General features: G+C 29.6%; 22 protein-coding genes. 14 read left to right on the top strand and 8 right to left on the bottom strand.

Features of this window, described 5'->3' with window-relative positions; translation table 11 throughout:
• Positions 1-193: 193 nt before the first annotated feature.
• Together ABF633_RS00005 and ABF633_RS00010 are read left to right on the top strand one after the other, a co-directional pair.
• A complete protein-coding gene (locus ABF633_RS00005) occupies positions 194-1,255 on the top strand; it encodes an HD-GYP domain-containing protein (protein WP_415520767.1) in 1,062 nt (353 codons plus the stop codon).
• Positions 1,256-1,412: 157 nt separating this feature from the next.
• Positions 1,413-2,393 (top strand): rhomboid family intramembrane serine protease, encoded by a 981-nt coding sequence (locus ABF633_RS00010; RefSeq protein WP_415520769.1) that lies wholly within the window; start codon positions 1,413-1,415, stop codon positions 2,391-2,393.
• A gap of 118 nt (positions 2,394-2,511) precedes the next feature.
• Here the strand turns inward: ABF633_RS00010 and ABF633_RS00015 are convergent, their stop codons facing one another.
• Complete coding sequence (locus tag ABF633_RS00015; RefSeq protein WP_415520771.1) at positions 2,512-4,251, bottom strand: ATP-dependent metallopeptidase FtsH/Yme1/Tma family protein; 1,740 nt, start codon at positions 4,249-4,251, stop codon at positions 2,512-2,514.
• 548 nt (positions 4,252-4,799) lie between these two features.
• Between ABF633_RS00015 and ABF633_RS00020 the strand changes: the two genes are divergently transcribed.
• Positions 4,800-5,354, top strand: a complete 555-nt coding sequence (locus ABF633_RS00020; protein ID WP_415520773.1) for a rubrerythrin family protein — start codon at positions 4,800-4,802, stop codon at positions 5,352-5,354.
• Positions 5,355-5,609: 255 nt separating this feature from the next.
• On the top strand, positions 5,610-6,041 hold the full coding sequence (gene mscL / locus ABF633_RS00025) for a large conductance mechanosensitive channel protein MscL (protein ID WP_415520775.1): 432 nt from the start codon (positions 5,610-5,612) through the stop codon (positions 6,039-6,041).
• A gap of 114 nt (positions 6,042-6,155) precedes the next feature.
• On the opposite strand, the gene ABF633_RS00030 is transcribed toward mscL, so the two are convergent.
• A complete protein-coding gene (locus ABF633_RS00030; RefSeq protein WP_415520777.1) occupies positions 6,156-6,440 on the bottom strand; it encodes a glutaredoxin family protein in 285 nt (94 codons plus the stop codon).
• 371 nt (positions 6,441-6,811) lie between these two features.
• On the opposite strand from ABF633_RS00030, the gene rpiB reads away from it, so the two are divergent.
• The 5 genes from rpiB to ABF633_RS00055 all read left to right on the top strand — a co-directional run bounded on the left by rpiB (position 6,812) and on the right by ABF633_RS00055 (position 13,446).
• Positions 6,812-7,282 carry a ribose 5-phosphate isomerase B gene (rpiB, locus tag ABF633_RS00035; protein ID WP_415520779.1) on the top strand — a complete coding sequence of 157 codons (471 nt, stop codon included), beginning with the start codon at positions 6,812-6,814 and terminating at the stop codon, positions 7,280-7,282.
• Positions 7,283-7,763: 481 nt separating this feature from the next.
• The gene (locus ABF633_RS00040; RefSeq protein ID WP_415520781.1) at positions 7,764-8,450 is read left to right on the top strand and encodes an ABC transporter ATP-binding protein; all 687 of its coding nucleotides are present in this window, start codon (positions 7,764-7,766) and stop codon (positions 8,448-8,450) included.
• 18 nt (positions 8,451-8,468) lie between these two features.
• A complete protein-coding gene (locus ABF633_RS00045; RefSeq protein WP_415520783.1) occupies positions 8,469-11,024 on the top strand; it encodes an ABC transporter permease in 2,556 nt (851 codons plus the stop codon).
• Between the two features lie 475 nt (positions 11,025-11,499).
• Positions 11,500-12,198, top strand: coding sequence for a response regulator transcription factor (locus ABF633_RS00050; RefSeq protein WP_415520785.1), 699 nt, complete (start codon positions 11,500-11,502; stop codon positions 12,196-12,198).
• Positions 12,199-12,204: 6 nt separating this feature from the next.
• Complete coding sequence (locus ABF633_RS00055; protein WP_415520787.1) at positions 12,205-13,446, top strand: ATP-binding protein; 1,242 nt, start codon at positions 12,205-12,207, stop codon at positions 13,444-13,446.
• A gap of 224 nt (positions 13,447-13,670) precedes the next feature.
• On the opposite strand, the gene hepT is transcribed toward ABF633_RS00055, so the two are convergent.
• From hepT to ABF633_RS00070, 3 genes are all read right to left on the bottom strand, one after another.
• Positions 13,671-14,081 (bottom strand): type VII toxin-antitoxin system HepT family RNase toxin, encoded by a 411-nt coding sequence (gene hepT, locus ABF633_RS00060; RefSeq protein WP_415520789.1) that lies wholly within the window; start codon positions 14,079-14,081, stop codon positions 13,671-13,673.
• Entirely contained in the window at positions 14,071-14,481 is a 411-nt protein-coding gene (mntA, locus tag ABF633_RS00065) for a type VII toxin-antitoxin system MntA family adenylyltransferase antitoxin (protein ID WP_415520791.1), read from the bottom strand. The genes hepT and mntA overlap by 11 nt, the downstream gene beginning before the upstream one ends.
• A 67-nt stretch (positions 14,482-14,548) precedes the next feature.
• Positions 14,549-14,944 (bottom strand): hypothetical protein, encoded by a 396-nt coding sequence (locus ABF633_RS00070; protein ID WP_415520793.1) that lies wholly within the window; start codon positions 14,942-14,944, stop codon positions 14,549-14,551.
• Positions 14,945-15,343: 399 nt separating this feature from the next.
• Between ABF633_RS00070 and ABF633_RS00075 the strand changes: the two genes are divergently transcribed.
• From ABF633_RS00075 to ABF633_RS00095, 5 genes are all read left to right on the top strand, one after another.
• Positions 15,344-17,671 (top strand): ABC transporter permease, encoded by a 2,328-nt coding sequence (locus tag ABF633_RS00075; protein WP_415520794.1) that lies wholly within the window; start codon positions 15,344-15,346, stop codon positions 17,669-17,671.
• 45 nt (positions 17,672-17,716) lie between these two features.
• The gene (locus ABF633_RS00080; RefSeq protein WP_415520796.1) at positions 17,717-18,475 is read left to right on the top strand and encodes an ABC transporter ATP-binding protein; all 759 of its coding nucleotides are present in this window, start codon (positions 17,717-17,719) and stop codon (positions 18,473-18,475) included.
• A 211-nt stretch (positions 18,476-18,686) separates the two neighbouring features.
• The gene (locus ABF633_RS00085; RefSeq protein WP_415520798.1) at positions 18,687-19,382 is read left to right on the top strand and encodes a response regulator transcription factor; all 696 of its coding nucleotides are present in this window, start codon (positions 18,687-18,689) and stop codon (positions 19,380-19,382) included.
• Positions 19,369-20,802, top strand: coding sequence for a sensor histidine kinase (locus ABF633_RS00090; protein WP_415520800.1), 1,434 nt, complete (start codon positions 19,369-19,371; stop codon positions 20,800-20,802). Before ABF633_RS00085 ends, ABF633_RS00090 begins: the two co-directional genes overlap by 14 nt.
• A 601-nt stretch (positions 20,803-21,403) precedes the next feature.
• Positions 21,404-22,210, top strand: coding sequence for a molecular chaperone DnaJ (locus tag ABF633_RS00095; RefSeq protein WP_415520802.1), 807 nt, complete (start codon positions 21,404-21,406; stop codon positions 22,208-22,210).
• Positions 22,211-22,373: 163 nt separating this feature from the next.
• Here ABF633_RS00095 and ABF633_RS00100 read toward each other — a convergent pair whose 3' ends face one another.
• From ABF633_RS00100 to ABF633_RS00110, 3 genes are all read right to left on the bottom strand, one after another.
• Positions 22,374-23,204: a carbohydrate ABC transporter permease gene (locus ABF633_RS00100; RefSeq protein WP_415520804.1), complete on the bottom strand. Its 831-nt coding sequence runs from the start codon at positions 23,202-23,204 to the stop codon at positions 22,374-22,376.
• Positions 23,204-24,067, bottom strand: a complete 864-nt coding sequence (locus ABF633_RS00105; protein WP_415520806.1) for a carbohydrate ABC transporter permease — start codon at positions 24,065-24,067, stop codon at positions 23,204-23,206. Before ABF633_RS00105 ends, ABF633_RS00100 begins: the two co-directional genes overlap by 1 nt.
• 282 nt (positions 24,068-24,349) lie before the next feature.
• Positions 24,350-25,663 carry an ABC transporter substrate-binding protein gene (locus tag ABF633_RS00110; protein ID WP_415520808.1) on the bottom strand — a complete coding sequence of 438 codons (1,314 nt, stop codon included), beginning with the start codon at positions 25,661-25,663 and terminating at the stop codon, positions 24,350-24,352.
• Between the last annotated feature and the right edge of the window lie 400 nt (positions 25,664-26,063).

Genomic DNA, 26,063 nt, shown 5'->3' on the forward strand with positions numbered 1-26,063 from the left:
TACTCCCATCGCACACAGCGAAAGCGATTCACACAAAATCTAAGATTTTGGTTCTTTGCTTTTCTTCAAGTGGGAGTAAAGAGTGGCTACGTCCATGGATAACGACTTCTAAGCATCAGATGCAATAAAAACTCCACCTGATGCCAAGAATTCTGTTTATATAGGAACTTTTTAGTATAATATGAGGTGCTTTATGAGATTAGAATTTATGGATAGAGTTAAAGAAAATGATATTCTTGGTAGAAATATATATACTAGCGAGGGAAATATACTTTTAAGAGCAGGTGTAAAATTAAATGCATTATATATAGAAAAGTTAAAAGAAGTAGGAATTATATACATATATGTTGAGGACAATAGATTAGATGATGTGGAAGAAGAAGATAAACAATTATTGGAACTAAAAAGTTTAACTATGAAAAACATGTCTAAAATAATAAAGAATATATCTGGAAATACTAATAAAAAAGAGTCAATAGATTCTTTAAAAATAATTGAAGATTTAATTGACTATATAATAGAAATGGGTGATGTTAATAAATATTTATATAACATTCAAACCTATGATAACTATACTTATGCACATAGCATAGACACTGGTATAATGTCAACATTTTTAGGGGAAAAAATGAATCTTAATGAAAATGAATTAAAGGAGCTTGGCATGGGAGCTATACTTCATGACATCGGAAAGACAAGAGTTCCCATATCAATAATAAATAAGACGGGTTCTTTAACTGGTGAAGAGTATGATGAAATAAAAAAACATCCTATCTATGGCAAGGAAATTTTAGAAAGGAATTTTAAAATTTCAAGTAATGTAATTAAAGTCATTACAGAACATCATGAAAGGGTTGATGGTACAGGGTATCCTTATGGGTTAAAGGGTTACCAAATATCTAAACTTAGTAAAATTGCCTGTATATGTGATGTTTATGATTCTATTATGACTGATAGATGTTATAGAAAAAAATTTGCTCCTAATGATGCCTATGAACTTATTTTAGCTGGAAGTGGAAGCTTATTTGATGATAAAATTGTAAAGGGCTTTAAAAATACATTTTCTGTATATCCACTGGGATGCTGTGTAAAACTATCTAATGGCATAGAAGGATATGTGATAAAACAAAATCCAGGATTTCCTGATAAACCAATTATTAGAGTATTATATGATATAAATACGAAAAAACCTGTGCAGTTTTATGAAATTGATTTAGTAAAAAGTCTAAATTTAGTTGTAGAAAGTATAGTATAATTTAAATATTCCTCATAAGATTATCTGACAAAAGCATATTTAATAAAAGATATATACTGAAAATTTCACATTGAAATCACTATAAATTGTATAGTGAAAATTAACTTACAAACTTTTGCGGTTTAATTATTATATGCAATAGCTAGAGGAGAGTGCTATGGATAAGTATATAAAAAGCATAATTCAGCAGTTATGTAATTATTACGATTATAGAATTACGGAAATAAACAGTGGCAGTGGTAAAGAAGAATTTTGGGGAGCTATAAGAACACAAACTGTTCCTAAAAAATTATTTGTATTTTTTTGTACGAAGGATCTAAACAATATAGATAATGCTATAAATAGCAGCATAAAAACAGAAAATGATTATGTTAATATAGTAAAGGTTCTTGTTGTAAAAAATAACATAGATATTCCAGAGATACTCAGTAAAAATTCTGGTAATATCTTAATTATTAATTCTTCAAGTAATGAAATTTTATACAGCTCAAATGAAATTGCCAGTGAAATTATGGAGATTATAAATATATTAAATTTTTTCAAAAATAACAAAAATAACTATAAAAAATCACTGGTAACCTACGGTATAATAGTTATCAATGTGGTGATTTACATAATTTCTGCCCTTCTGTCAAGAAATATATTTGACATAGATGTAAACGTTCTGGAATTTTTGGGTGCTAAAGATAATTTGTTAATAAATAATGGACAATATTACAGACTATTTACCTGCATGTTTTTACATAGTGGAATCTTACACATAGTTTCAAATATGTATGCACTCTATAGTATAGGAGGGTTAGCAGAAAGCGTCTATGGGAAGAAAAAATACATAAGTATATATATAGTATCTGGAATAATAGCATCCTTATTTAGCTATGTATTTAGCAGCGGAGTATCAGTAGGTGCATCTGGAGCAATATTTGGAGTATTAGGAGGAGTTCTGGTTATAGGACATAAATTAAAGCATAGAATAGGTACGGGACTTCTCAAAAATATCATTTTTGTTATTGCTATAAATTTATTTATATCTTTTACAATACCAAATATAGACATATCCGCTCATGTTGGTGGACTTATAGCAGGAATAATAATATCCTGGTTCATGTTTCCAAAAAGATCTACCTCAGGGGTGTAAAATTTGGTAACTATACCCTTGAGATAGCTTGGTGGAAGTTCACTCTATGAAAGATTTGTTATTACCTCAGGAGTGTAGTTTTTAATCACCCTTAAACTACATTCCTGATGTGAATTTATTACTTTACTATATTAAGTAAATCAACTTCGTTGAGAGTTTCTTTATCTAAAAGTTCTGATGCCAGCTTGTCTAAGATATCTTTATTTGAAAGTAAAACATTTTTAGTTTCCTCATATAGAGAATTGATAATATTTTTACATTCTTTAACTATGTCATTGCTTGGATTATAGTTGATATTTGACAATTCGGATAGATTCAAAAGTCCGAGAGTTTGTCCCATACCATACTGTGTTACCATATTTGTTACCAATCTTGTACTTTCTCTAAAATCACTGTATGCGCCTGTTGTTATAAAATCCTTACCGAAAATTATATCTTCAGCAGTTCTACCTGCAAGAAGTACCATAATTTTTTTCATTATATAATCTTTATTTTGATAAAGCTTGTCTTCTGGTATGCTTAAAGTATATCCGCCAGCTCCCTTAGTGCTTGGTATTATGGTAACCTTAGAAACCTTTTCTTTTGGAAGCATTTTTAATGATACTAAAGCATGTCCGGCCTCGTGGAAAGCAGTTATTGATCTATCTTTTTCACTAATATTGGAGCGATTAATTTTTTCATAGCCAGCTATTACAATAGAATAGGCTTTATCAAAATGTACATTTTCTATAAATTTGCTATTTGCTTTACAGGCAAGAATAGCAGCTTCATTAACAAGATTCTCCAATTTAGCACCAGAAAAATAAGAGGTTTTACGAGCTAAATCATCTATGTCAATTTTACCTATAGGTTTATTTTTTAAATGAAGTTTTAATATTTCCTTTCTGGCATTTAAATCTGGTAATACTATTTCTATATGTCTATCGAATCTTCCAGGCCTTAATAGAGCCGAATCCAGCATATCTAGCCTGTTGGTAGCGGCCATAACTATTATACCTTCTTTTTCATTGAATCCTGACATTTCCGTTAACAGGGCATTGAGGGTTTGATCTCTTTCATCAGAACCACCATTTTTACCGGATTCTCTCTTTTTACCTATAGCATCAATTTCATCTATAAATATTACAGCCTTACCATGAGACCTTGCCTTTTTAAACAGCTGTCTTACTCTGCTGGCACCAACCCCTACATATACCTGAATAAAATCTGAACCTGACATAGCATAAAAAGGGACTCCAGCTTCTCCAGCTACGGCTTTAGCAAGAAGCGTTTTACCGGTACCAGGTTCTCCATATAGTATTACACCTTTTGGCATTCTTGCACCGTAGGAATTATATTTTTCTGGACTTTTTAAAAAATCCACAATATCTTTTACACTTTCTTTAGCTTCTTCATTGCCGGCTACATTCTTAAAATTAAAACCTATATCTTCTACTACATCGGTGGAAAGAGCATCTACAGAAAATAAACTTTTAGAAGTAACATTACTTGATTTTATAAGCATGACAATTATGGTAACTATAGAAAGTGACAATAAGGCTGTAGGAGCTATATCTCTATTGTATGAAAAAGATTGTTCTGAAACTTCCACACCTTTATTTAATAAATCGGCTTTGAAAGTATCTGTTCTGGGATTATCTGTTTTATATATAGTTCCATCTTTTAATTTTACATCTATTTCAGGCGAATTAGTGAGAGATACCTTTAAAACCTTATGACTTGCTACATCTTTTTCAAAATCTAGGTAAGATGTATCTTTAACATTTCCACTAGTAAAGTTAAAAATAATAAGCAATACCAATGATATGGCTGCTGTGGCCATAGGTATTAGTAAATATTTATTCTTAAGTTTATGCATTAACATACCTCCTAGGGAGCAATTTAAATTCCGTTTTTAGTTTACATAATATATTATACAACGTTTTTTGTTAAAGTCTAATGGAAATTTTACTTAATGTATTATAAAAGTGTAAAAATATAAGATAACTATTATTAATTAACATTAATTTAATGATTAAAACTGGAAACTTTAAGTGTTATTATGGTATAATTAGGTATATTATTAAAGCTTAAGTTTAATAATATTATAGAGATAGGACATATTCAAAAAATAATTGGTCAGTATGTCTTTTATTTTATATGATATCGTAGATGTAGGAGATAAACATATATTAGCTATATCGAAATTATTATTATATGATTTAAAGGATTATCAGAATTTTTGACTTATTATTTATTTTTTATCCGATGACTACCATCCGTAATACTCCCATCTTCTATCAAAGCGGGAGATAACGGCTGCTATGTCCCTGGATAACGATTTCTAAGTTTCAGCTGGAGAAAAAAAATTCCACCTGAAACAAAGAACTCTGTTTATGTCTAAATAATGAGAGGGTGTGTTTTATTATGGCATTAAACAATGCAATGACTGCTGATTTTTTACGTTCTGCTTACGGTGGAGAAAGTATGGCTCATATGAGATATCTTATATGGGGTGATCAGGCAGAAAAAGATGGATATTCTAACATAGGAAGACTTTTTAGAGGAGTAGCTTACGCAGAATTTGTTCATGCTAAAAATCATTTTACTGTACTTAAAGAGCAGGTAGGGGACAGTTCTGTTGCCGCTGGAGCTGTATTTGGTAATACAAACATAGTTGAAAATCTCCAGGGAGCAATAAATGGAGAACTTCATGAAGTTGATCAAATGTATCCTGTATATCTTGAAACTGCAAAATTTCAAGATGAAAAAGATGCCCAAAGATCTTTCCATTTTGCATTAGAAGCAGAAAAAATTCATGCTGAATTATTTAAAGATGCACAGGATAAAGCTAAGGCACAAACAGATATAGGATCTGAAAAAATTTACGTATGTCCAATTTGTGGTTATACAGAAATTGGTGATAATGTTGAAAAATGTCCAGTCTGCGGCGCTAAAAAGGATATTTTTAAAAGTTTTTAAAATAACATATTTTGTTATAGTATTTCAAGAGGCTGCTTTTAATGCATTAATATGTGTTAAAAGCAGTCTCTTTTTCTGTAAGGGAAAAAATCAGTTTAAATAGATTATATTATAACTTTTAATAAGGTCGGTTTATCATTTAAACTCAGTGGGAATACAAAATCCCACTGAGTAAGATTCATTGATAATAAATATGATTTATTGTAACATATATAGTAGAATAGTGTCTAAAAATCAAACAAAGGAAGTGTTGGTATGTGGAAGGATTTTAAAAAATTTGCATTAAAGGGCAATGTAATTGATCTAGCTGTAGCTGTAATAATAGGTGGGGCCTTTGGGAAGATAGTTAATTCCTTGGTAAATGATATTATTATGCCACCTCTTGGACTTATTTTAGGAAGAGTTAATTTTAGTGAGTTATACATTAATTTAAGTGGAAATCAGTATGGTTCCTTGTCTGATGCTGTGAAAGCAGGAGCACCTACTATAAATTATGGAGTATTTTTGAATAATATAATACAATTTTTAATAATTGCATTTTCAATTTTTATTGTAATAAAACAGCTTGATAGATTTAAAAAGAAAGAGGAAAAGATTGAAACAGAAAAGAAATGTCCTCATTGTTTTACAAATATACCTATTAAAGCAACCAGATGTCCTCATTGTACATCAGTGTTAGAAGAATAGAAAAAATGAGTCTATCCAAAGGTTAGACTCATTTTTTCTATTCTTCCGTTTAAATTAATTCTAGACTATTTAAGAACAATATCTTCTATAGTGAATACAAGCAGTTAATATTAACTATAGAATTGAGGTCTTCTCATTAGAAGCACAAGCTCTGTCGAATACCTGCTTCACAATCTCCTTAGTAGGGACACCTTCATGAACTTTAAAATTTCCAACATAGTATGTAGGAACGTAATAATAGTCATATTGCTTAGATATTTCTGGATGAAGTTCTTCATCAATTATTTTAATTTCAATATCCTGATATTTTGGATTTTCTCTTTTTAAGCTGTCCATAAAAGAAAGTGCTTGTTTACAATATGGACACCAGCTAGTTACAAACATAGTTACAGGTTTCATTATTACCACCACCTAATTTAATTCATTTGTGCATTAATATTTTCATAATAATGTTCTAAAAGATTTTAATAATTTTAGTTTTTCATAGTTGCAATATTTTATACTTAGTAATTTTATTGCTTTGTACTATATTAACATATTACTGTAAAATTATCAATAATAATTATTGTATAATAACTATTGTATTGTTAATAGGGCCTTAATAGTTGAGTATATAGAGAGATAGTCAGTTGTAAGTTCAAAGGTCTTAATATTGTATAGCTAAATTTTAGGTGATATAATATTACTATAAGTGAAATATTCATTAACTAAATTATATAAAACACGTAAAAATTAAAATTTAAAAATATAATCAATGGAGGTACATAGAGATGAAAATTGCAATGGCAAACGATCATGCTGGGTTTGAGTTAAAAGAAGAAATAAAGGCAATTTTAGAAAGTCAGGGACATGAGGTAATAGATTTTGGAACACATAGTAAGGATTCCTGTGATTTACCGGATTTTGTTTATCCTGCAGCTTTAGCTGTTGGAAAAGGAGAAGTTGATCGCGGAATATTTGTAGATGGAGTTGGTTATGGCAGTGCATTAATTGCAAACAGAATATATGGAGTAACTGCTGTGGTTTGCCAAGATCCTTTCTGTGCAAAATTAGCACGTCAACATACTGATAGTAATGTATTATGTATTGGCGGAAAAATAATAGGTTCTGCAATAGCTCTTGATATTGTAGATGTATGGATGAAAACTGAATTCTTTTCTGGAATTGAAAAATATGAAAAACGTGTACAGAAGGTAAATGAAATCAGTGAAAGACATTTGAAAAAGCTTTCTGAGATATAAGTTAGCTGTGGTACATATAAAAATAACTTTCTGTGTAATTGCATAGGAAGTTATTTTTATATTCATATTGAATTAATTTAGATTATAATTCTATTCATAAAATATTATTATTTAGTATAAATATTAGTTACAATATGGAAAAGAAACTGTAACATAGCATTGATATTATAAAGTCATGAAGATTACCCCCTTCAGATATTTAATATTTATATGGAAAAAGCACCAGTAGAGATACTGGTGCTTTTGTGAGTTAAATTTTTATTACAAATTTGTAAGATAACATATTCAACTTGTAAGCTTGCAGACATGGAATTAGGTATATTAGATATATATAATTTAGATATAGCGATTAATAGCAGTTAATAAAGTATCAAGTAAATTATTATCTATAAATTAAATTGACATTAATATTCAATAATTAAGACAGCTATAAAGATTTATTATTTGCTAAATAATATGGAAGAAAAAAGGGGATGGATAAATGGAAATTTTAAAGGTTGAAAATCTAAATAAAACCTATGGAAAGGGAGATAACAAAGTAGAAGCACTTAAAGATGTAAATTTAACTGTAAATAAAGGAGAATTTGTAGTAATAGTAGGTGCTTCTGGTTCTGGTAAGAGTACACTTTTACACATGTTAGGGGGACTTGATAGACCAACTTCTGGAAAGGTTATTATTGATGGAGAGAGTATTTATGAGTATAAAGAAGAGCGTTTAGCCATATTCAGAAGGAGAAAAATAGGCTTTGTATTTCAATTTTTTAATTTAATACCTGTTTTGGATGTGGAGGAAAACATAGCTCTCCCAGCACTAATGGACAATGACAAAGTTGATAAGAAATATCTAGGAGAAATTATTGATATACTGGGACTTAAGGATAGAAAAAATCATCTTCCTTCAGAATTATCAGGGGGGCAGCAGCAGAGAGTATCCATAGGAAGAGCACTATTAAATAAGCCTTCTATAGTTTTTGCAGATGAACCTACGGGAAATCTTGATAGTAAGAGTTCAAGGGAAGTAATTGAGTTATTGAAGTTTACAGCTAAAAAATATAATCAGACACTGATACTTATTACCCATGACATAAATATAGCACCTTTAGCTGATAGAGTAATTACTATTGAAGATGGAAAAATAGTTTCTGATAAATATCTTAAAAATAATTAGAAGGGAGGGAGAAAAGATATGTTAAATAATTATAAGCAGCTTACAGGCAGATATCTCAAAGCAAATAAAAAAAGAACCTTGCTGACTATTATTGGGATAATTCTATCTATTGCATTAATATCAACTATAGGTTTTTTTATTGTGGGTATGCAACAGGCTCAAATCGAAGATATAAAAAACAGATATGGTTCCTGGCATGTATCTTTTTCAGCTCCTGAGGAAGACATAATTTCAAAGATTACAAACAACCCGAAAGTTTCAAGGAGTGGAATGTATCAGCAGGATGAACCGATAGATATGGGAAAAGGCTTAAAATTATCTCCTATAATTGTTTATGATAAGGCTTTAGAGCTTTTACCTGTAAAGATAAAAGAGGGAAGGTTTCCAAAGGCAAAAGATGAGGTTGCTCTTGAAAATTGGGTACTTCCCTATCTTGGAAGTAATATTAAAGTTGGAGATAATATAAAGCTTGCCAATAGAGAATATGTTCTTTCAGGTATTCTACAGGATAGTATTGATACACAAAGTGGAAAAAATGGAAGAGTATTTATGATGAGTGATAACATTGATAGAACAAAGGCTGTACTCCTTGCAGAAATAAGTCCAAAGACAAATTTAAGGAATGCAGTAAAGGAATTCTCAGCTTTAACAGACAAAAAAATATTTAAAATTAATGATAAGGGACAGAAAGTTGAAATTCCTTCTGTAACCAGGAATTCTTTTCTTATTGATATGCAGGGGGGTGGTGACGGGAAATCTGGATTGTCACAAATGTATAAGGCAGTAGCAGTGATAATAGGTATTGTAGTTATTGCAACTATTGCAGTTATATATAATTCCTTTCAGATAAGCGTCGTGGAAAGAATTAAACAATTTGGTTTATTAAGGGCAATTGGAATGACACCAAAGCAAATAAGAAAAATTGTGCTGAGAGAGGCGACTATTTTATCTATTATAGGTATACCTCTTGGAATTTTGCTTGGAATTGTTGCTATATCCTCCATAGGGTTTATTTTTAAAATTATAGGAGGAGAAACAGTAGTACTTATGAAGCTTACCATATCGCCTATTGTTATTATGATAAGTATTCTTGTGGGACTTGTATCTGTCTATGTTTCTGCCCTAATACCAGCTTTCTTTGCAGGAAGAATTTCTCCCTTAGTAGCTATAAACAGCAGAACTTCTATAATAAAAGAAGGAATAAAGAAGAGAAGGAGCTTTATTATAAGAAGACTATTTAAGTTTGAGGGAATGCTTGCAGCTAAAAATATTAAGAGAAATAGAAAAAGATATAGGGTAACTGTTTTTTCCATAGTTATAAGTGTAGTTCTCTTTATTACCTTCAAGTCTTTTATGGATATGACTTTAAATATATCACAGACTTTAAATGAATCAAAAAATATACACTTTTTAGTTCAGAATAGTTCTGCAGATTCAGGAATAAATAATAATGTAATAGATAATATTAAAAAGTTAAATTCTGTAGATAAGGTATTTAAAGGATATAATTCATATAATTTTGTCAGCCCTATGGATAAAGATAGAGTTACAGAGGGTGGAAAAATATATGGAACAGCTAGAAATATTGATGGAAAAGAAAAGGTCGTTATGAATGCAGTTGTTAATATATATGATGCTGCTGCACTGGAGGTATCAAAAAAATATATTCAGTCAGGCAGCATAGATATGGATAAGATAAACAATGAAAATGGAGTTATACTAATAAACAAAAATGAATTTATGAATGATAAAACTAATAAGACCTATGTGGGTCCTGTTGCAAATTTAAAAGTAGGAGACGAGATAGAACTGCAGTATGTAGGAGAAACTAGTAATATAGTAACAAATAATGGTAGGGCATCTGATCTAAGGGTAAAGAATGAAGAGAAGCCGGGAGAAACAAAAAAGTTAAGGATAATGGCAATTTTAAGTGAAGATCCTTTTGACTTTAATGGAATTCAGTCAGGACCTAAGCTTATAACTACTGAAGAGGTGGCAGAGAGACTTAATGGAATAAAAGAGATTAATCCAACAAGTTTAAATATATCTCTTAAAAATATAAAGGATGAGGAAAGTGCAAAGCTACAGCTTGAGAATATTATAAAGTCAGAGCCTTCTTTAACTTTAATTAACTATTTAGACTATAATAGAAATTCAAAATCTGCAATACTTATGATCCAAATACTGGTGTATGGATTTATTATAGTTGTATCCCTTATTGGAAGTGTAAACATAATTAATACTTTAACAACAAATATAATACTGAGGAGAAAGGAATTTGCTTCTTTAAAAGCCATAGGTCTGACTCAAAAGTCCCTTAAAAAGATGATTGTCATAGAAGGACTTTTATATGGTATTGTTGGAACCATATATGGATCAATAATAGCTTGCGGATTATCCTATATGATTTACAATGGAATGAGAGGAATAAAAGATATGGTATGGCCAGTTCCATGGCAGGCAATGATTATAGCAGCGGTGTTTTCACTTTTAATAGGATATCTTTCTGTACTGGCGCCGCTAGCTAGAATTAATAGAGAAAATCTCATTGAAGCCGTGAGAGAAGATTATTGATGGTTGGTCTTAAAATTTTCAATAGTGTAGGGGCAATGTTATGTCAAAGTTCATTAAATGTCTTATAGTTTTCATATCTATTATTATAATTGAAATTTTTCTAATTTATTTAATTTACCATATAAAAATGAGTTGAATTTAAAACATATATAAGAAAATAGCAAGTTGAGGATTAAATAAAATATTATGAGACAATGAGTAATTTTATGTGATTGTCTTAAATAGATAATGAAGTTTATAAAAATGTTGGATATAATATAATTAAGGTAAAGATAAGGAATATTGTTATCCGATGACTAGCCGCTGTAACTCTCTACCTTTTAAAGGATGTAAAAAAGTATTTATGATGTGGACTAAATTAAGCACAGTGGTTAATTTGGATGAGTAAGTGAGTTACTTTAAGTTTAAAGAATATAGTTATTAGCTATATTCTTTAAACTTAGCTTACACAATATAAAACTAACGGGGGTAAGACATGCATAAATTATTGTTAGTAGAAGATGATGAACCTCTTGCTATTGGAATAGAATTTACATTAAAGGATGCTGGCTATGAGGTTTCTAGAACCTCCACAGTAGAAGGAGCCAAGGAGATATTTGCAAAAGAACAATTTCATTTGATTATTCTGGATATTAATCTGCCTGACGGAAATGGATATGATTTATGTAAATATATAAGGGAAAAAAGTGATGTCCCAGTACTGTTCTTAACGGCTCTTGATGAGGAGGTTAATATAGTGCTTGGTCTTGAAATAGGTGGAGATGACTATATAACGAAGCCCTTTGGCGTAAAGGAGTTTTTGTCAAGGATTAAAGCTTTGATAAGGAGAAATTATAAAAATGCATCTATTAGTAGTAACTTGAAAAGTGGGGATATAATTGTGGATACTTCTATAGCTTCCATAAGAAAGTGTGGAAAAGAAATTATTCTTACAGCACAGGAGTATAAGCTTTTATTGATATTTATGAATAAACCCCAAATTATAATAAAAAGAAAAGAAATATTACAGGAATTAATTGAAGGTGAAGAGGCATTTTTTGATGAAAATACTCTTTCTGTTTATATTAAGAGAATAAGAGAAAAGATAGAAGATAATATTAAGACTCCAGATTACATAATCACTCAAAGAGGTATGGGGTATCTGTGGAATAAAACTGTTGTTAAGGAGCAGTAGATAACTATGAAGAGATATTTTAGTAATCCTGAGCTTAAAATAAGTTCAGCAATTCTTTTGTCCTTGAATATATTATTTATGATAACAACTATTTTTACTTTAAAATTATATCATGACAATTTAAAGAAAGACTACATAAAGAGCCTAGGAGCTATTGCTGTAAGGATATCAGAAAAAAGTCCACAGCTGGAAAGTGAAATAGCACCTCTTATTACAAAAGAGGTAACCAATGAAGAAGGAGAAAAGGGAAAGGAAATATTAAAACAATATGGTTTAACAACTACATTGGAAAATCAGCTCTTTCCATATATAAATAAAGCTGTTGTAAAGAATACCTGCACTATTATTACTATATTTATTATTATGGCAGTTATACTTTTTATACTTAATTACTTACAGTATGCATATTTTTACAAGTACATAAGAAAACTTACCTTTGGAGCCAAAAGAGTATTAGATGGAGAATATGACATATCAATCAGTGAGGATAGGGAAGGAGATTTATCAAAGCTTGCTGTTTCTTTTAATTCTATGAGAGGTGTAATAAGAAATAACTTAGATGATCTTAGAAAAGAGAAACAATTTTTAGTGGATTTATTATCCGATATATCCCATCAATTGAAAACACCACTTTCTTCTATGATTGTATATAATGATATTCTATTGACTAAGAAGCTATCTAAAGAACAAAGTAACACATTTTTAGTAAATAGTAAAAATCAACTTTACAGAATGAATTGGCTTATAAAAAGTATATTGAAGCTGGCAAGACTTGATGCCAAGGCTATAGAATTTGATAAAGAAAATCAAAGTCTAAATGAAACCATAGAGGACTCTGTGGAAGCATTGGAAGGTAAAGCATCAGAAGCTAATGTGAAAATAAATTTTAAACAAAATACACAGGTGATATTTGAGCATGATAGTGAATGGCTTCAAGAGGCTCTAATAAATATTATAAAAAATTCAATAGAACATAGTAAACAAGATGGTAAAATAAATATTTCCCTTAATGAAAATCCTGTATATAGAAGAATTACTATTGAAGATAATGGGGAAGGCATAAGTGAAGAAGATTTACCAAATATATTTAAGAGATTTTATAAGGCAAGAACCTCAAATAACAGTGAGTCTGTGGGAATAGGATTGGCTCTTTCAAAGTCAATAATAGAGGCACATAGTGGTATTATTGAAGCTCAGAGTAAAGTTAATGAAGGAACTAAATTTATTATTACATTTCTTAAATACTAGAAATAGCAATAGTTTACGTTAGTCTACATTTACAGCAGATTTATATACACCTGTTTTTATCAGGAAAGTTAAGAGAATTATTTGGTAAAACTTTGGATTCTTTGTTTTCAATAGATATAGGAAATCCTACAGTGCTTATTTCAGTATTATTTAGGAAAATAAAACTTTAGAAAGTATTAAAATAAAGTCTGTAAACTATTAAGCTTACAGACTTTAAAAGTTATCTATAGTATTTTATTTGATACTAGTTCAGCAAAATTCTTTAAATCCTTTAAATGATTTTCAATTATTCCCTTTACTATGTCTAGATTTACAGTTTGATAATCATGAACTGCTATATTTCTAAAACCAACCATTGCCTTTAAGTTTTTAAGCATATTTTTATCAATGAATCTGTTGCTATAAAGTACTTCAAAGGCATCTCTGCTGTTTTGAGGAATCCCCAGTTTTTTATCTGAAACAATATGCATTGCCATGTCTATAGAGGCTTCACAGGCTCTTTGAATATTTAAAATTATAGAATCCTGTTTAGTATAATTTTTTAGGCTTTCAGGGTTGCTGTCATATTCTTCATTTATTCTTTTTATACATCTTTCTATTACAGCTATTTTATTAAGTATTACGTCATTGCTCATATATATAACCTCTCTTTTTTATACTTTTTAAAATCACTTCCCTTTCTTCGTTTAGGGTAGCATAATCCTTAAAAGCATACATTTCAAAATAAGCTACTCTGGTATCATCAGAACAATATATTTTTTCACCATTATAAATTATTTGAACCTTAAATACAGTTGAGGCATTTTCTAAGTTTATTAAATCCACATCTCTTTTCACTATATCAGCTAATTCCTGAGCAAGCATAAATAATTCATAGTCAGTAGTATTTTTATTGCTTAAAAATGCTATATCTATATCACTATCTTCTCTAAATATGCCCTTTGCACTAGAACCAAACAAATAGATTGCATAAGGTTCTAAATTATTTAAAAGAAAATTTTTTATATTTTCTATAGTGTTTTTATCTAAGTTCAACAGTATCACTTCCTCAATATTTATAATTATTTACCAAATAACTATAAAATATATAATACAATTGTTATTATGATTTAGCCTTAAACTTAGTTCCGCATTTGCTGCAGGTAATAGTTACTTTTCCTTTGTTTCTAGGTAATCTTAATTTTTGAGAACAATTTGGACATTTAAGTACTTTATAATCTTTACGCTGATTGAAGGAAGCTTTAATTGAATAAAATTTCTGCTGCATTTTAAAGATAAAACTATTAAAGGCAGCCAGTTCCTGATAGCGTTTATATTTATTTCGTGAAATAGTTCTAAAGATAACGTACACCAGTAAAGCAAAGGCCACAAGTTCTACATATCTGTTAAAGCTTATAAAGCTTAAGATTACAGATAAAACAAGAATGCAGGTGGAAAGTTTATCAATACCGTAGCAATCTCTAAAATAGTAGCGAAGTCTATCTAAAAAATTTCTCATTTTTAATTTACACCTTCCTCTCTTATATATAAAAGTTTTGTTAAGAAAAATTTTATATAATAAACATTTATGGATTAGTATTAAAATTATAAACTTTAGCGTTTATCTGTACTTGTAGTAATATTCTATCATAAAGTTATAATTTAGTGCATCACTATTTTGTCTATATCTGCATTGAAATTTAGTATTTCAATACATACTTTTATTTAGCAAAGTATTTTGAATTTCCTTAAAATTACTGCTTAATTGGATTTAAATTAAGTGTTTTATTAAAGTTTAACTCAGTTAGAGTATTGTAAATTTTATTTTTGATAAAAATAAATTTTTATCAAATTTTTATTTTTTGAATATTTACCTTTAATCTTTATAAGGTAATGTATTAACTGTGAGGTGAGATTAATGTGGATAAGTAAAATCAAAAAGAGAAAAATTCAGATGCTTTTAATTGGTTTGGTAGTTATGATTAGTTCCTTTATGTTGGCTTCAGCCATAGGGATCATAACAAGTGTAAGTGAACCAATGAATAAGCTCATAGTGGGAACCAAAGCCCCCTTACTATTCATGACAGTAGATAAAAATGAAACCATGGATAAGGATGTTTTAGAGGCTAAAAAGGTCTTTCAAAAGGACAGCAGAGTTTCAGAGGTTAATATAATAGATAATATTGTCATGGCCAGCGGAAAAATAAAAGTAAATAATAAATATATGGGAGCTGCTGTTAATTATTTTCTTAACTACAAGGAAGGTGACTTTGGCTCTCCTAAATTTATAAAAGGCGGAGGCAATTTAGAACAAGGAGAATGTTTTATAAGTTCAATTATTGCAGAAACCTATAAGCTTTCCACTGGGGATTATATTACCGTTGAAAATCCAAAGGGTGATATAAAAATGAAGATTAAAGGAATATATTCAGATCCCTACAGTGTTTCCATAGGTATGGGTATTTATAGATATTATGTAAATGATAAACAATTACAAGATATAGCAGGCGCTGATAAAAAAATGGTGACGGTTTATAGTAATGTCCAGGCTTCTGCAAAAGAAATCATCAAAAATTATAAAAATAACAGTGATAAACAGTTGTCGGCATCAATTACAGATTTGGATACGGCAAAAATAAGTGCTGAGATAGGACAGCAGATTATGGGTGCTTTTGTGGCAGCTTTTGCATTTATAATATTGTTAGTATCAGCTGTAGTAATAAGAGCTTCCATTTTTGACAGCATCATAAAGGAATATAAAACCATAGGGGTATATAAGGCATTAGGTTATAGTTCTTCTACTATAGTAAATATATATCTTAAGGCATACAGCACTGTAATCATAGCCTCAGCTGCTACAGGTTCCTTATTGTCAATTTTTATGATGAAATATATTTTAAACACCGGCTTTAAAGTGTATGGAGTGGATGTTAAAGTAAGCTATATCATGCCTGCGGCTTTAACTATCGCCTTAGTGGCAGTACTAATGCTCATCAGCATTTATGGAGTCATTAGAAAAACTAAAAGGATTTCTCCAGTTGAAGCACTAAGCATTGGAATGCCTGTTAACAATAAAAAAGGTATTTCACTCAGCTTCATAGAAAATAATTTCTCACCAATCAGCCAAGGCTTCAGAAAGATTTTGAACTACAAAAAGTTTTCTGCAATTCTTTTTTTAATACTATTTATTTGTTCCTATGTGGTAGCTTATTCAATAACTAATTATAATGATCTCTCTGTATTGAGTGAAAAAAGCAGCTTTTGGTTTGGATTGGATGATGCTAAGTACAGAATTACCATAACTGACAAGGATAAGGAAAAGGACATTTATACTTGGATGAAAAATAGTGAGTATATTAAAAATTTAGTTAAAGAAAGCCTGGACTACTCTTCAGCAGAGGTTTCAAAAGAAGAAATAGATGAAGAAGGTTCAATGGTTTTAAGTGTATATGAACAATATGATAAGGATATAAGAGAAGCTGTTATAGAAGGAAGAAATCCTAAGTATGATAATGAAATAGCTGTCAGTAAAAAATTATTAGAAAAAACCCATAAAGCTATAGGTGATTATATTGATATTTATATAAAGGGACAGAAGAAGAGTCTATTAATAGTGGGTTCCTATCAAACTATGATGAGACTGGGCATGAATGCCAGAGTTTTAGAAAAAACTGTGGAGTCTGCAGATAAGGACTATGAAAGTACAAATATAAGCTTTAATTTAAAAGCGGAAAGTGATTATGGAGCTTTTAAAGAGCAGGCTGTAGATAAGTTTGGTAAAGCTATTGATGTATATGAAAGTAAAGATTATTTCAAAAATGTGCTTCAAGGCGTAATGGAACCACAAAGAGCAGCGCAGATACCATTTATGTGCATGCTTATATTGATAGGTGCTATAAACGTATTCTCCATTATTACGCTTATGAATTTAAATAATAAAAGAGATTACTGTATATATAAGGCTATTGGATACAGCAGCAGGGATTTAATGATAACAAATGGAATGTATGTGATGATTTTAGGAGTATTGGCGGCTATAGTATGTATACCAGTCTTCAGCATAACATTTCCAATAACCATGAACCTGATATTCAGTATGTTTGGTATATATAATTATCCTGATAATGTAGAAGTACATCGTTTATTGATAAGTCTATTATTTTCCATGGGAATATATTTTATAAGTACTATATTATCTTCACTGTCTATCAGAAAATTTAAAGTTCAAGAGCTTAATGAAGACTAAGAATTCTGCAAAAAACTAAAAATAATAACTACAGGGGGAAATATTATGAAAGAAGTAATTATTGAGGCTAAAGGTCTATGTAAAACCTTTGTTTCAGAGGGAGAAAATTATAATGTAATAAAAAATCTTGACTTAAAAATATACAAAGGGGATTTTACTGTAATAATGGGCAGTTCGGGTTCTGGTAAATCTACTCTTATGTATCTTTTAAGTGGTATGGATAAGGGTAGTACGGGGGAAGCGATACTTCTGGATACTGAATTGTCAAAGATAAATAAGAGGGAAATGGAAAAGCTGAGAAGAGAAAAGATTTCCTTTGTTTTTCAGGGAATAAATCTTATACCAGATCTAAATGCCTATGAAAATATAGCAGCACCAACCTATAAAATGAAAAGGGATAAAAAAGAATTAACAGAAACTATTAATGAACTTTTAAGTAGATTTTCTATGAGTGAGCACAGGTCAAAATATCCATCACAGCTTTCTGGTGGACAGAAGCAGAGAATTGCCATTTGCAGGGCCCTTATTAACAAACCAAATGTAATATTTGCAGATGAACCCACAGGAGCCTTGAATTCTACTCAAGGGCAAGAGGTTCTCAATATTTTAACAGAATTAAGTGTGGAAGGACAATCTATTGTAATGGTAACCCATGATTTAAAGGCAGCAGTGAGAGCAAATAGACTTCTTTATATAAAGGATGGCAGAATAGATGGGGAGATGAAATTACCGGGATATGATAAAGAAAGTCATCAGGAAAGAGAAAGAGAAATCGTTGATTTCTTAAGAGAAAAGGGCTGGTAAAAGCAGAACCAAGCTTTCAAGTATGGATTACTATATGGAATTAGAGTATAATTTAATTAGCTTATAATATTATGAAAATATGGGATTTATCTGATAGGTATACTTTAATATCAGTAGTAAAGAAGTGTTTGCTTTTTATGGTTATCCTAGGAGCAAAGAGTATAGAAGTTTATATAAAATAATTCTTAAGAAATGCAGTGGGGGTAGAGCTTTGGCAAACGAAAAAATTTTAATAGTAGAAGACGAAGTTGATCTATCAAAGATGGTAGGAAAATATTTGAGTAATGAAGGCTTTGAAATTTCCGAGGCTCATGATGGAAGGGAAGCTTTAAATAAGTTTGAAAGATTTAAGCCTCAACTGGTACTTCTTGATATAATGCTTCCAAAACTTGATGGTATGGAGGTATGTAGAATAATAAGATCAGAATCACAGGTTCCCGTAATTATGCTTTCTGCTAAAAATGGTGATTTGGACAAGGTTTTGAGTTTGGGACTTGGAGCAGATGACTATATAACTAAACCTTTTAGTGCAATGGAATTGATAGCAAGGGTTAAAGCTCATATTAGGCGATATGTAAATTATCTGCCGGAAACTAAGAAAGAAGAAAAAAATGTCATTAGAATAGGTGAACTTGAAATTAATATATCCGCCTACTCCGCTGTAGTTAAAGGAGAAGTTTTAAATTTAACCTCAAAGGAGTTTGAAATACTGAAATTTTTATGCAGTAATCCCAATCAAGTTTTTTCTAAAGAACAGATATATGAAAAAATTTGGGGCTTTAATGAATATGGTGAAATCAATTCTGTGGTAGTTTATATAAATAGGTTAAGAGAAAAGCTGGGAGTACGGGGAATAGGTTATATAAAAACTGTTTGGGGAGTAGGTTATAAGCTTGAATCAAAATAAATTAGATATGAAAGCTAAAGAAGATTATGGAAAGTTAAAAAATAAGAGGAAGCTGGTAACTTTATTAACTGTTTTTATTTTAGCTTTAATTTCAGTAGAATTCTTAGGGATAGTTTCAACCTTTGCATTTTACAGAGATGAAGATGAAACTCTCTACTATAATAAAACAAGATTACTTTGTGCAGATAAACTCAATGAGATAAATGAAAAATTCAAAGTGGGAACTTACAGTTTTGAGCCTTGGAAATATCCATATGCAGTAATAGACAGCAGAGGTAAAGTTTTATATTCTTCTTATGCTTTAGGAATTCATGGACAGGTTAATCTTCAGAGTTTTCTCCAATTTGACAGAAGTACATCCTTAGAATATAAGGGATTTATAAAAAGTAGTTTTCCTATAGTTATTGATAATGAAAATAAAGGCTTTTTTATCGCTTTCATAAATATTAAAGATCTACAGGAAAAAACTACATACCAAAGAAAAATGGAAATTATATATCCGCAGCTTATCTTAATAATTTTTTCAATAGTCATGTTTATCATATTTAAAATATATGTTGTTAAATATGTTCTAAAGCCTATCCTGAAAATAACTAACAGTTCAAAAGATATAATAAAAGGAAGATTTGATAATTACATAACCTTTAATAGTGATACAGAAATAGGAGAACTTTCCTATGCCTTCGAACTTATGAGAGATGAAATTAAAAGTCATAGGGAGAGAGAAGAAAAACTTAAAAAATCCCAAAAGGAAATTATAGCAGCCATATCTCATGATCTAAAAACTCCACTGTCGGCTATTAGAATATATGTGGAGGCTATAAGAGATGGTATGGCTGAAAAGGAAGAGGACAGATATGACTACACAGATACTATTCTCAGAAAGGTAGATACCTTAAACAAACTTATTGATGATTTACTTGAACATTCAAAGGAAAATCTAGAGGTATTGTCTATAAACAAAAAAGAAGTATCTATTAAGCCATTTTTAGAAAAGTTAATAGGTGAAATAAATATGGAACTCTTAAGAGTCAATGCTGAATTTTGTTGGGACAAGTATATCCCAGAGGGGATAGTAAGTATAGATGAAGTAAGAATTAATCAAGTGATTTTCAATCTGATCAGCAATTCAATAAAATATTCTAAGGAAAATTTAAAAATAAAATTTAAAGCAGAAATAAAAAATAGATATTTATTTATATACATAGAGGATAATGGTATTGGAATAATGCAGGAGGACATTTCATATATTTTCAATAAATTTTACAGAGGAGATAAATCAAGGAACTATAGAATACCGGGTTCTGGACTTGGTCTTTCTACTTGTAAGTACATAGTGGAAAAACATCTTGGAGAAATATATTGTAAAACTATAAAATCTGGTGGAAGTATATTTTATTTTTCAATTCCATTGAGTTAAAGTATATTCAAAAAATAACAAGTTAGTATGCTGGTATAATTTTGCATCTTTGATTTGTTATTTTTTTATTGTATAAAATTACATATTGCAATTTTGCTTCAAAAATGCAATTATTAAAATATAAAAAAAAGATAAATTATTATATTATTTTAATCACAAAATTAAATTTTATTTAATAGTTTAACAATATGGATTGTAAAAATTTTATAATAAGGTTAATTATGGGTTTCAAATAAACATATAAGACAAATATATATAGGAAGTACTTTTAATTTTTTAAAAATTCAAAAAAAAGCTGTAAAAAAAATCTTTTTACTATAGATTCTTATAAAAGTTTAGTGTATAATCTAAGGAAACTATAATATTATTTAATTAAGACTTCTAGTAATTAGTGATGTACTCAGGGTGTATTAGTAGAGTTAGAGTGAATTGAAGCTGAATTCAAACAATAAAATTATATTCTCTAAATAGTGCAAACTATGATGTTATCATTAATTAGTCCTTCATTTTATTATAATAGGGGGTTATTGAAGCTACTGCTATTAGTCTTGATATAATTCATAGTAAAGGGTATATAAAATATGTATGGGGGGTATAAATTATGAAATATGATGGAATTGAGCTTCATCCTAAAGTTAAGGAATTGCTAAGCAAGTATAATCTTTTAAAAGATGAGTTGGGTAGATTGATCGAAGAAAGAGAATATGTAACTGTTACTGAAATTCCAAGACTTCAATCTGAGTATAAATTTAAAGTAGGGATTGTTGAATATGACTGCTTTGCTTTAAAAATTCAAATGAGAGCTATGAGACATGAAATAAAAATGCGACAGGCAGCTCTTATGAGTGGAGAAACTATTACTGATGAAGAAGTTAAAAATAGAATTGAAATAGAATTGAAAAATTGGAAAAAGCAAATTGATAAGATGAATGAAGAAATTAATGAAGCTAAATTATATTTAAATAGCCCCACTTTATCAGAGGAAGAAGCTAGAGAGTTTAAATTATTATATAGAAATCTTGTAAAGAAACTTCATCCAGATATAAACTTAGATTTATCTGAGGATAATAAGACTCTATGGGCAAAGGTTAATACAGCCTATAAAGATGGGGATATAAAGGAATTAAGAGGTTTAAATGAAAACACAGAAAATATTGAAGAAGATTTACACTTAGAGGATGAAAATGTATTAGATAATATTAGCAATAAAATAGTAGAAACCAGGAATAATATAGAAAAAGTTATACAAGATATTAATAAATTGAATTCTGAATTTCCTGTTAATATGAAGGAAAAGCTAAACGATAAAGAGTGGATTAAAATAAAAAATGAAGAGACAACTAAGCAAATAAAAGACTTAGAAAAGAAAAAAGTATTTTTAAAGGCTATGTTGGCTGAGTTTATTTAATATAACTAAAAGCAAGTAGTAAATTAAAATTGTCTAAAGCTTAATTTTAAAAATAATTTTATTTAAAGTTAAAAACAGCAGTAAGAAACTGCTGTTTTTTAGCATATTATATATTAAATACTTGTATTTGCACTAAAAAGTATAGAATATATAATAGAACAATTTATTTTATACTTCCGGAAGCTACGGATTTGATGATATGTTTTTGTGCAACGAAATAGAAAACTATTACTGGTATTATTACTAAAACTAAAGCTGCTAGAGCCAGATTCCACTGCTTTGTATATTGACCAAAGAAGAAGAATGTCTTAAGTGGTATTGTAAGGGTGTCGGGTTTGTTTATAACAAGAGAAGGAAGCAGATAGTCATTCCATATCCATACAGTATTGAGTATTGCAACTGTAATGGAAATTGGTTTCAATAGTGGAAATATAATATACCAGAAAACTTGAAATTTGTTACAACCATCTATAGTAGCAGCTTCATCCAGCTCTTTTGGAATGCTCTTTAAAAACCCATGGTATAAGAATATGGATAAAGATGCACCAAAGCCAAGATACATAAACATTATGCCGCCCATATTCAATAAGTGTAATTTACCAGATAATCTTATTAATGGAAGCATTACTGCCTGGAAAGGTATAATCATAGATGCTATAAACATCATAAATATGACATTGCTTAGTTTACTCTTAGTTCTCTCCAGCATCCAGGCTGCCATAGATGCAAATACTATAATTAGTAAAACACTTACAATTGTTATCAATAATGAATGAAATATAGAGTTAAGAAAATCTAATTGACTGAAAGCTTGTTTATAGTTACTTATGGTAAATGTACTTGGAAGTGATAATACACTTTGAAATAATTCTCTTTTTGTTTTAAAGGAGTTTACTATTATTATATAAAAAGGAGATAGAAATAATAAAGCCAGTAAACAACTGAAGAATATTCCGATAAATTTTAGAGCACTCTTTTTTTTAACATTTTCCATTATGCTTCCACCTCACCTTTCTTGGAGAAATATACCTGGATTAATGATATTGCTCCAACTATTAAAAGAAAAATAACTGCTTTGGCTTGTGCTAAGCCCATTTGATTCAAAGAGAATGCAGTGTTATATATGTTCATTGCAAGCATTTCAGTTGAATTGGAAGGACCACCTGCTGTTAATGATAAATTTTGATCATAAAGCTTGAAAGAATTTGACAAGGTTAAAAATATACTTACAGTAAAGGCTGGTCTTACTAAAGGAATTATTATATTCTTAATTCTCTGCCATGCATTTGCACCGTCAATTTGAGCTGCTTCTACTAGTTCTGGTGGGATATTTTGCAGTGATGCAACATATATAATCATGAGATAACCTGACATCTGCCATGCAGTTAATATAACCAATCCGTATAAACCAGTTTTGCCGTCAGACAGCCAACCTTGAAGCCATTGTATTCCTAAAAGCTTACCTATACTGGCAAAAACCTGAGTAAATATAAACTGCCATATAAAACCAAGTATAAGACCACCAATTAGGTTTGGCATAAAAAATATAGTTCTCAGCATATTAGAAATTTTTGATTCTCTTGTTACTAAAAGAGCCAGTCCAAAAGCTATTACATTTAATATGATAAGTGCTAATATTGTGAATTTTGCTGTAAATAGGAAGGCATGGCCGAAACCTGGATCTTTAAATACAGATATATAATTTTTCAAACCTATAAGTTTAACACTGGAATTAATACCGTTCCAATTTGTAAAGGAATAGTATATTCCGACTAATAATGGTATAAGCTGGATTACGATATAAGCAAAGAGAATAGGGCCAACAAAATACCAAAATGACAAATTTCTTTTTTTCATATATTTACACCTCCAATGAGTAATATAAATTTAACAAAACATAGATGTTTTAACCTAAAAGCAATAATATAAAATTCCATATAACCAAAATTGATATTTTAATTTTTGATTTAAATTTGTAGAAGAATCTAAATAAGATAAATACCTATACAACAATAATTAAATAAAAATTTTCGTATTAGTATAAATTATGAAGTTATTTAGGTATTTATCTGTTAATTTATTTTAATAATCTGCTATATTTTTAATAGATGATTTTTTTACATAATGAATTTCATCTGCTTATTTTCTTATATCAGCCCAACTGCTTTTTGCATTTGATATTACTTTATCCCAGGTTAAATCACCGGCAATATATTTTTGTATATCTGCAGCTAGAAGTTTATCATACCAACCAGTTGGATAACCAGAGAATACCCATGGGGTGGTATTTCCAGCTTTTGAATATTTCAATATATCTTTTGCTAATGGATCTGTAGGTTGTAAATCACTTGCATCATAACCTTTGAATGGAGGAATAAATTTGAAGTCCTGTATAATCATTTTTTTACCTTCATCAGAAGTATATAACCAATTTAAGAAATCCTCAGCATCTTTTTTAGTATCAGCATCTTTATTACTGTTAACAGCCCAATATTCAGGTACGCCTACAGGGATTGTACCATCTTTAGTACCATCTATTGTCATTGGTAGTATACCTATATTTTTAGCAAGATCTTCATCAATACCTGCAACTGTTCCACTTATCCAGTTACCTTGTTGAATTATTGCAACTTTACCTAGAGAGAATAACTGTTCAACTTCTGTTGAGTAATCTACACTGTTTATGGATTTATTTGTTCCATCAGGTTTATATCCATTTTGTATTTGTATGTCTAAAAGCTTTTTAAAACCATCACCGTATTTAAAATCAACAGTTTTAGCATTGAAAGCTGCAACAGCATCTTTAAATTCGTTTCCAAGAGCCACATTGGAAGTATGCATACCAGTTACCCAAGTTTCCTTACCTGGTAATGCAAATACAGATTGAATTCCAAGGGAACTTTTCTTTGAATTAAGGGTATCTACAGCTTTTTGTAAATCGGTAAAAGTTTTTATTGTATCAGGGTCAATACCTGCTTTTTTGAATATGTTCTTGTTATAGATAAAACCATAACCTTCTAAGTCAAAGGGCATACCATAGACTTTACCATCAACTTTTGCTGAATCTAGAGTTCCGTCATAGGCTTGTGAAACCCAAGGCTGACTTGATAGATCTTCAAGCTTGCCCTTCCAATCAGATAGTTCTTGTGGTCCACCAATATTGTAAATTGCTGGCTCTTGACCTGAGGCAAATTTTGATTTTAATGCAGCAGAATAATCTTGACCGCCGCCAACGGTTTGAATGTTAATAGTAACATTCTTATGTTTATCGGTATAAGCTTTTGCAGCTTTGTCAAGGGCATCCTTAGCCTCAACCTTAAATTGGAAAATATCAACGGTTACATTTTTGCCGCCAGAAGAACTACTGCTGCTATCACTTCCACAAGCAGCAAATAATCCAGCCGTTAGAGTTAATGCACAAGTAAGAGCCAATAATTTTTTGATTTTATTCATAAAAATTCCCCCTGCTATTTTTTTATATTTATTTATTAGAACGAAATCGTTTACGTAATGCTTATACGAAATCGTTTACCTAAACTTAATTATTATGGAATATTTATAGATACAAATATATTCCTATTATTATATTTAAGATATATTTATCTATTTTAAAGTAATTTTTCTTAAATGAGTTTTTATGACATAGTAATGTATATTATTGAACTGATTGTAATCGTTTGCACTATTTTGATTATACTTACAAAATTTGTAGCTGTCAATATATTTTTTTATTATTTATGTTTATAATATTTTTGTTATATATGCTTTGTGATGTAATTACATAATGTTATTATTATTTTATGAATAAAAGATAATAAGTATTACATTATAAATTAATTTATGTTGTAATACT

The organism is Clostridium sp. (assembly GCF_047718555.1).
Taxonomy (GTDB): Bacteria; Bacillota; Clostridia; order Clostridiales; family Clostridiaceae; genus Clostridium_I.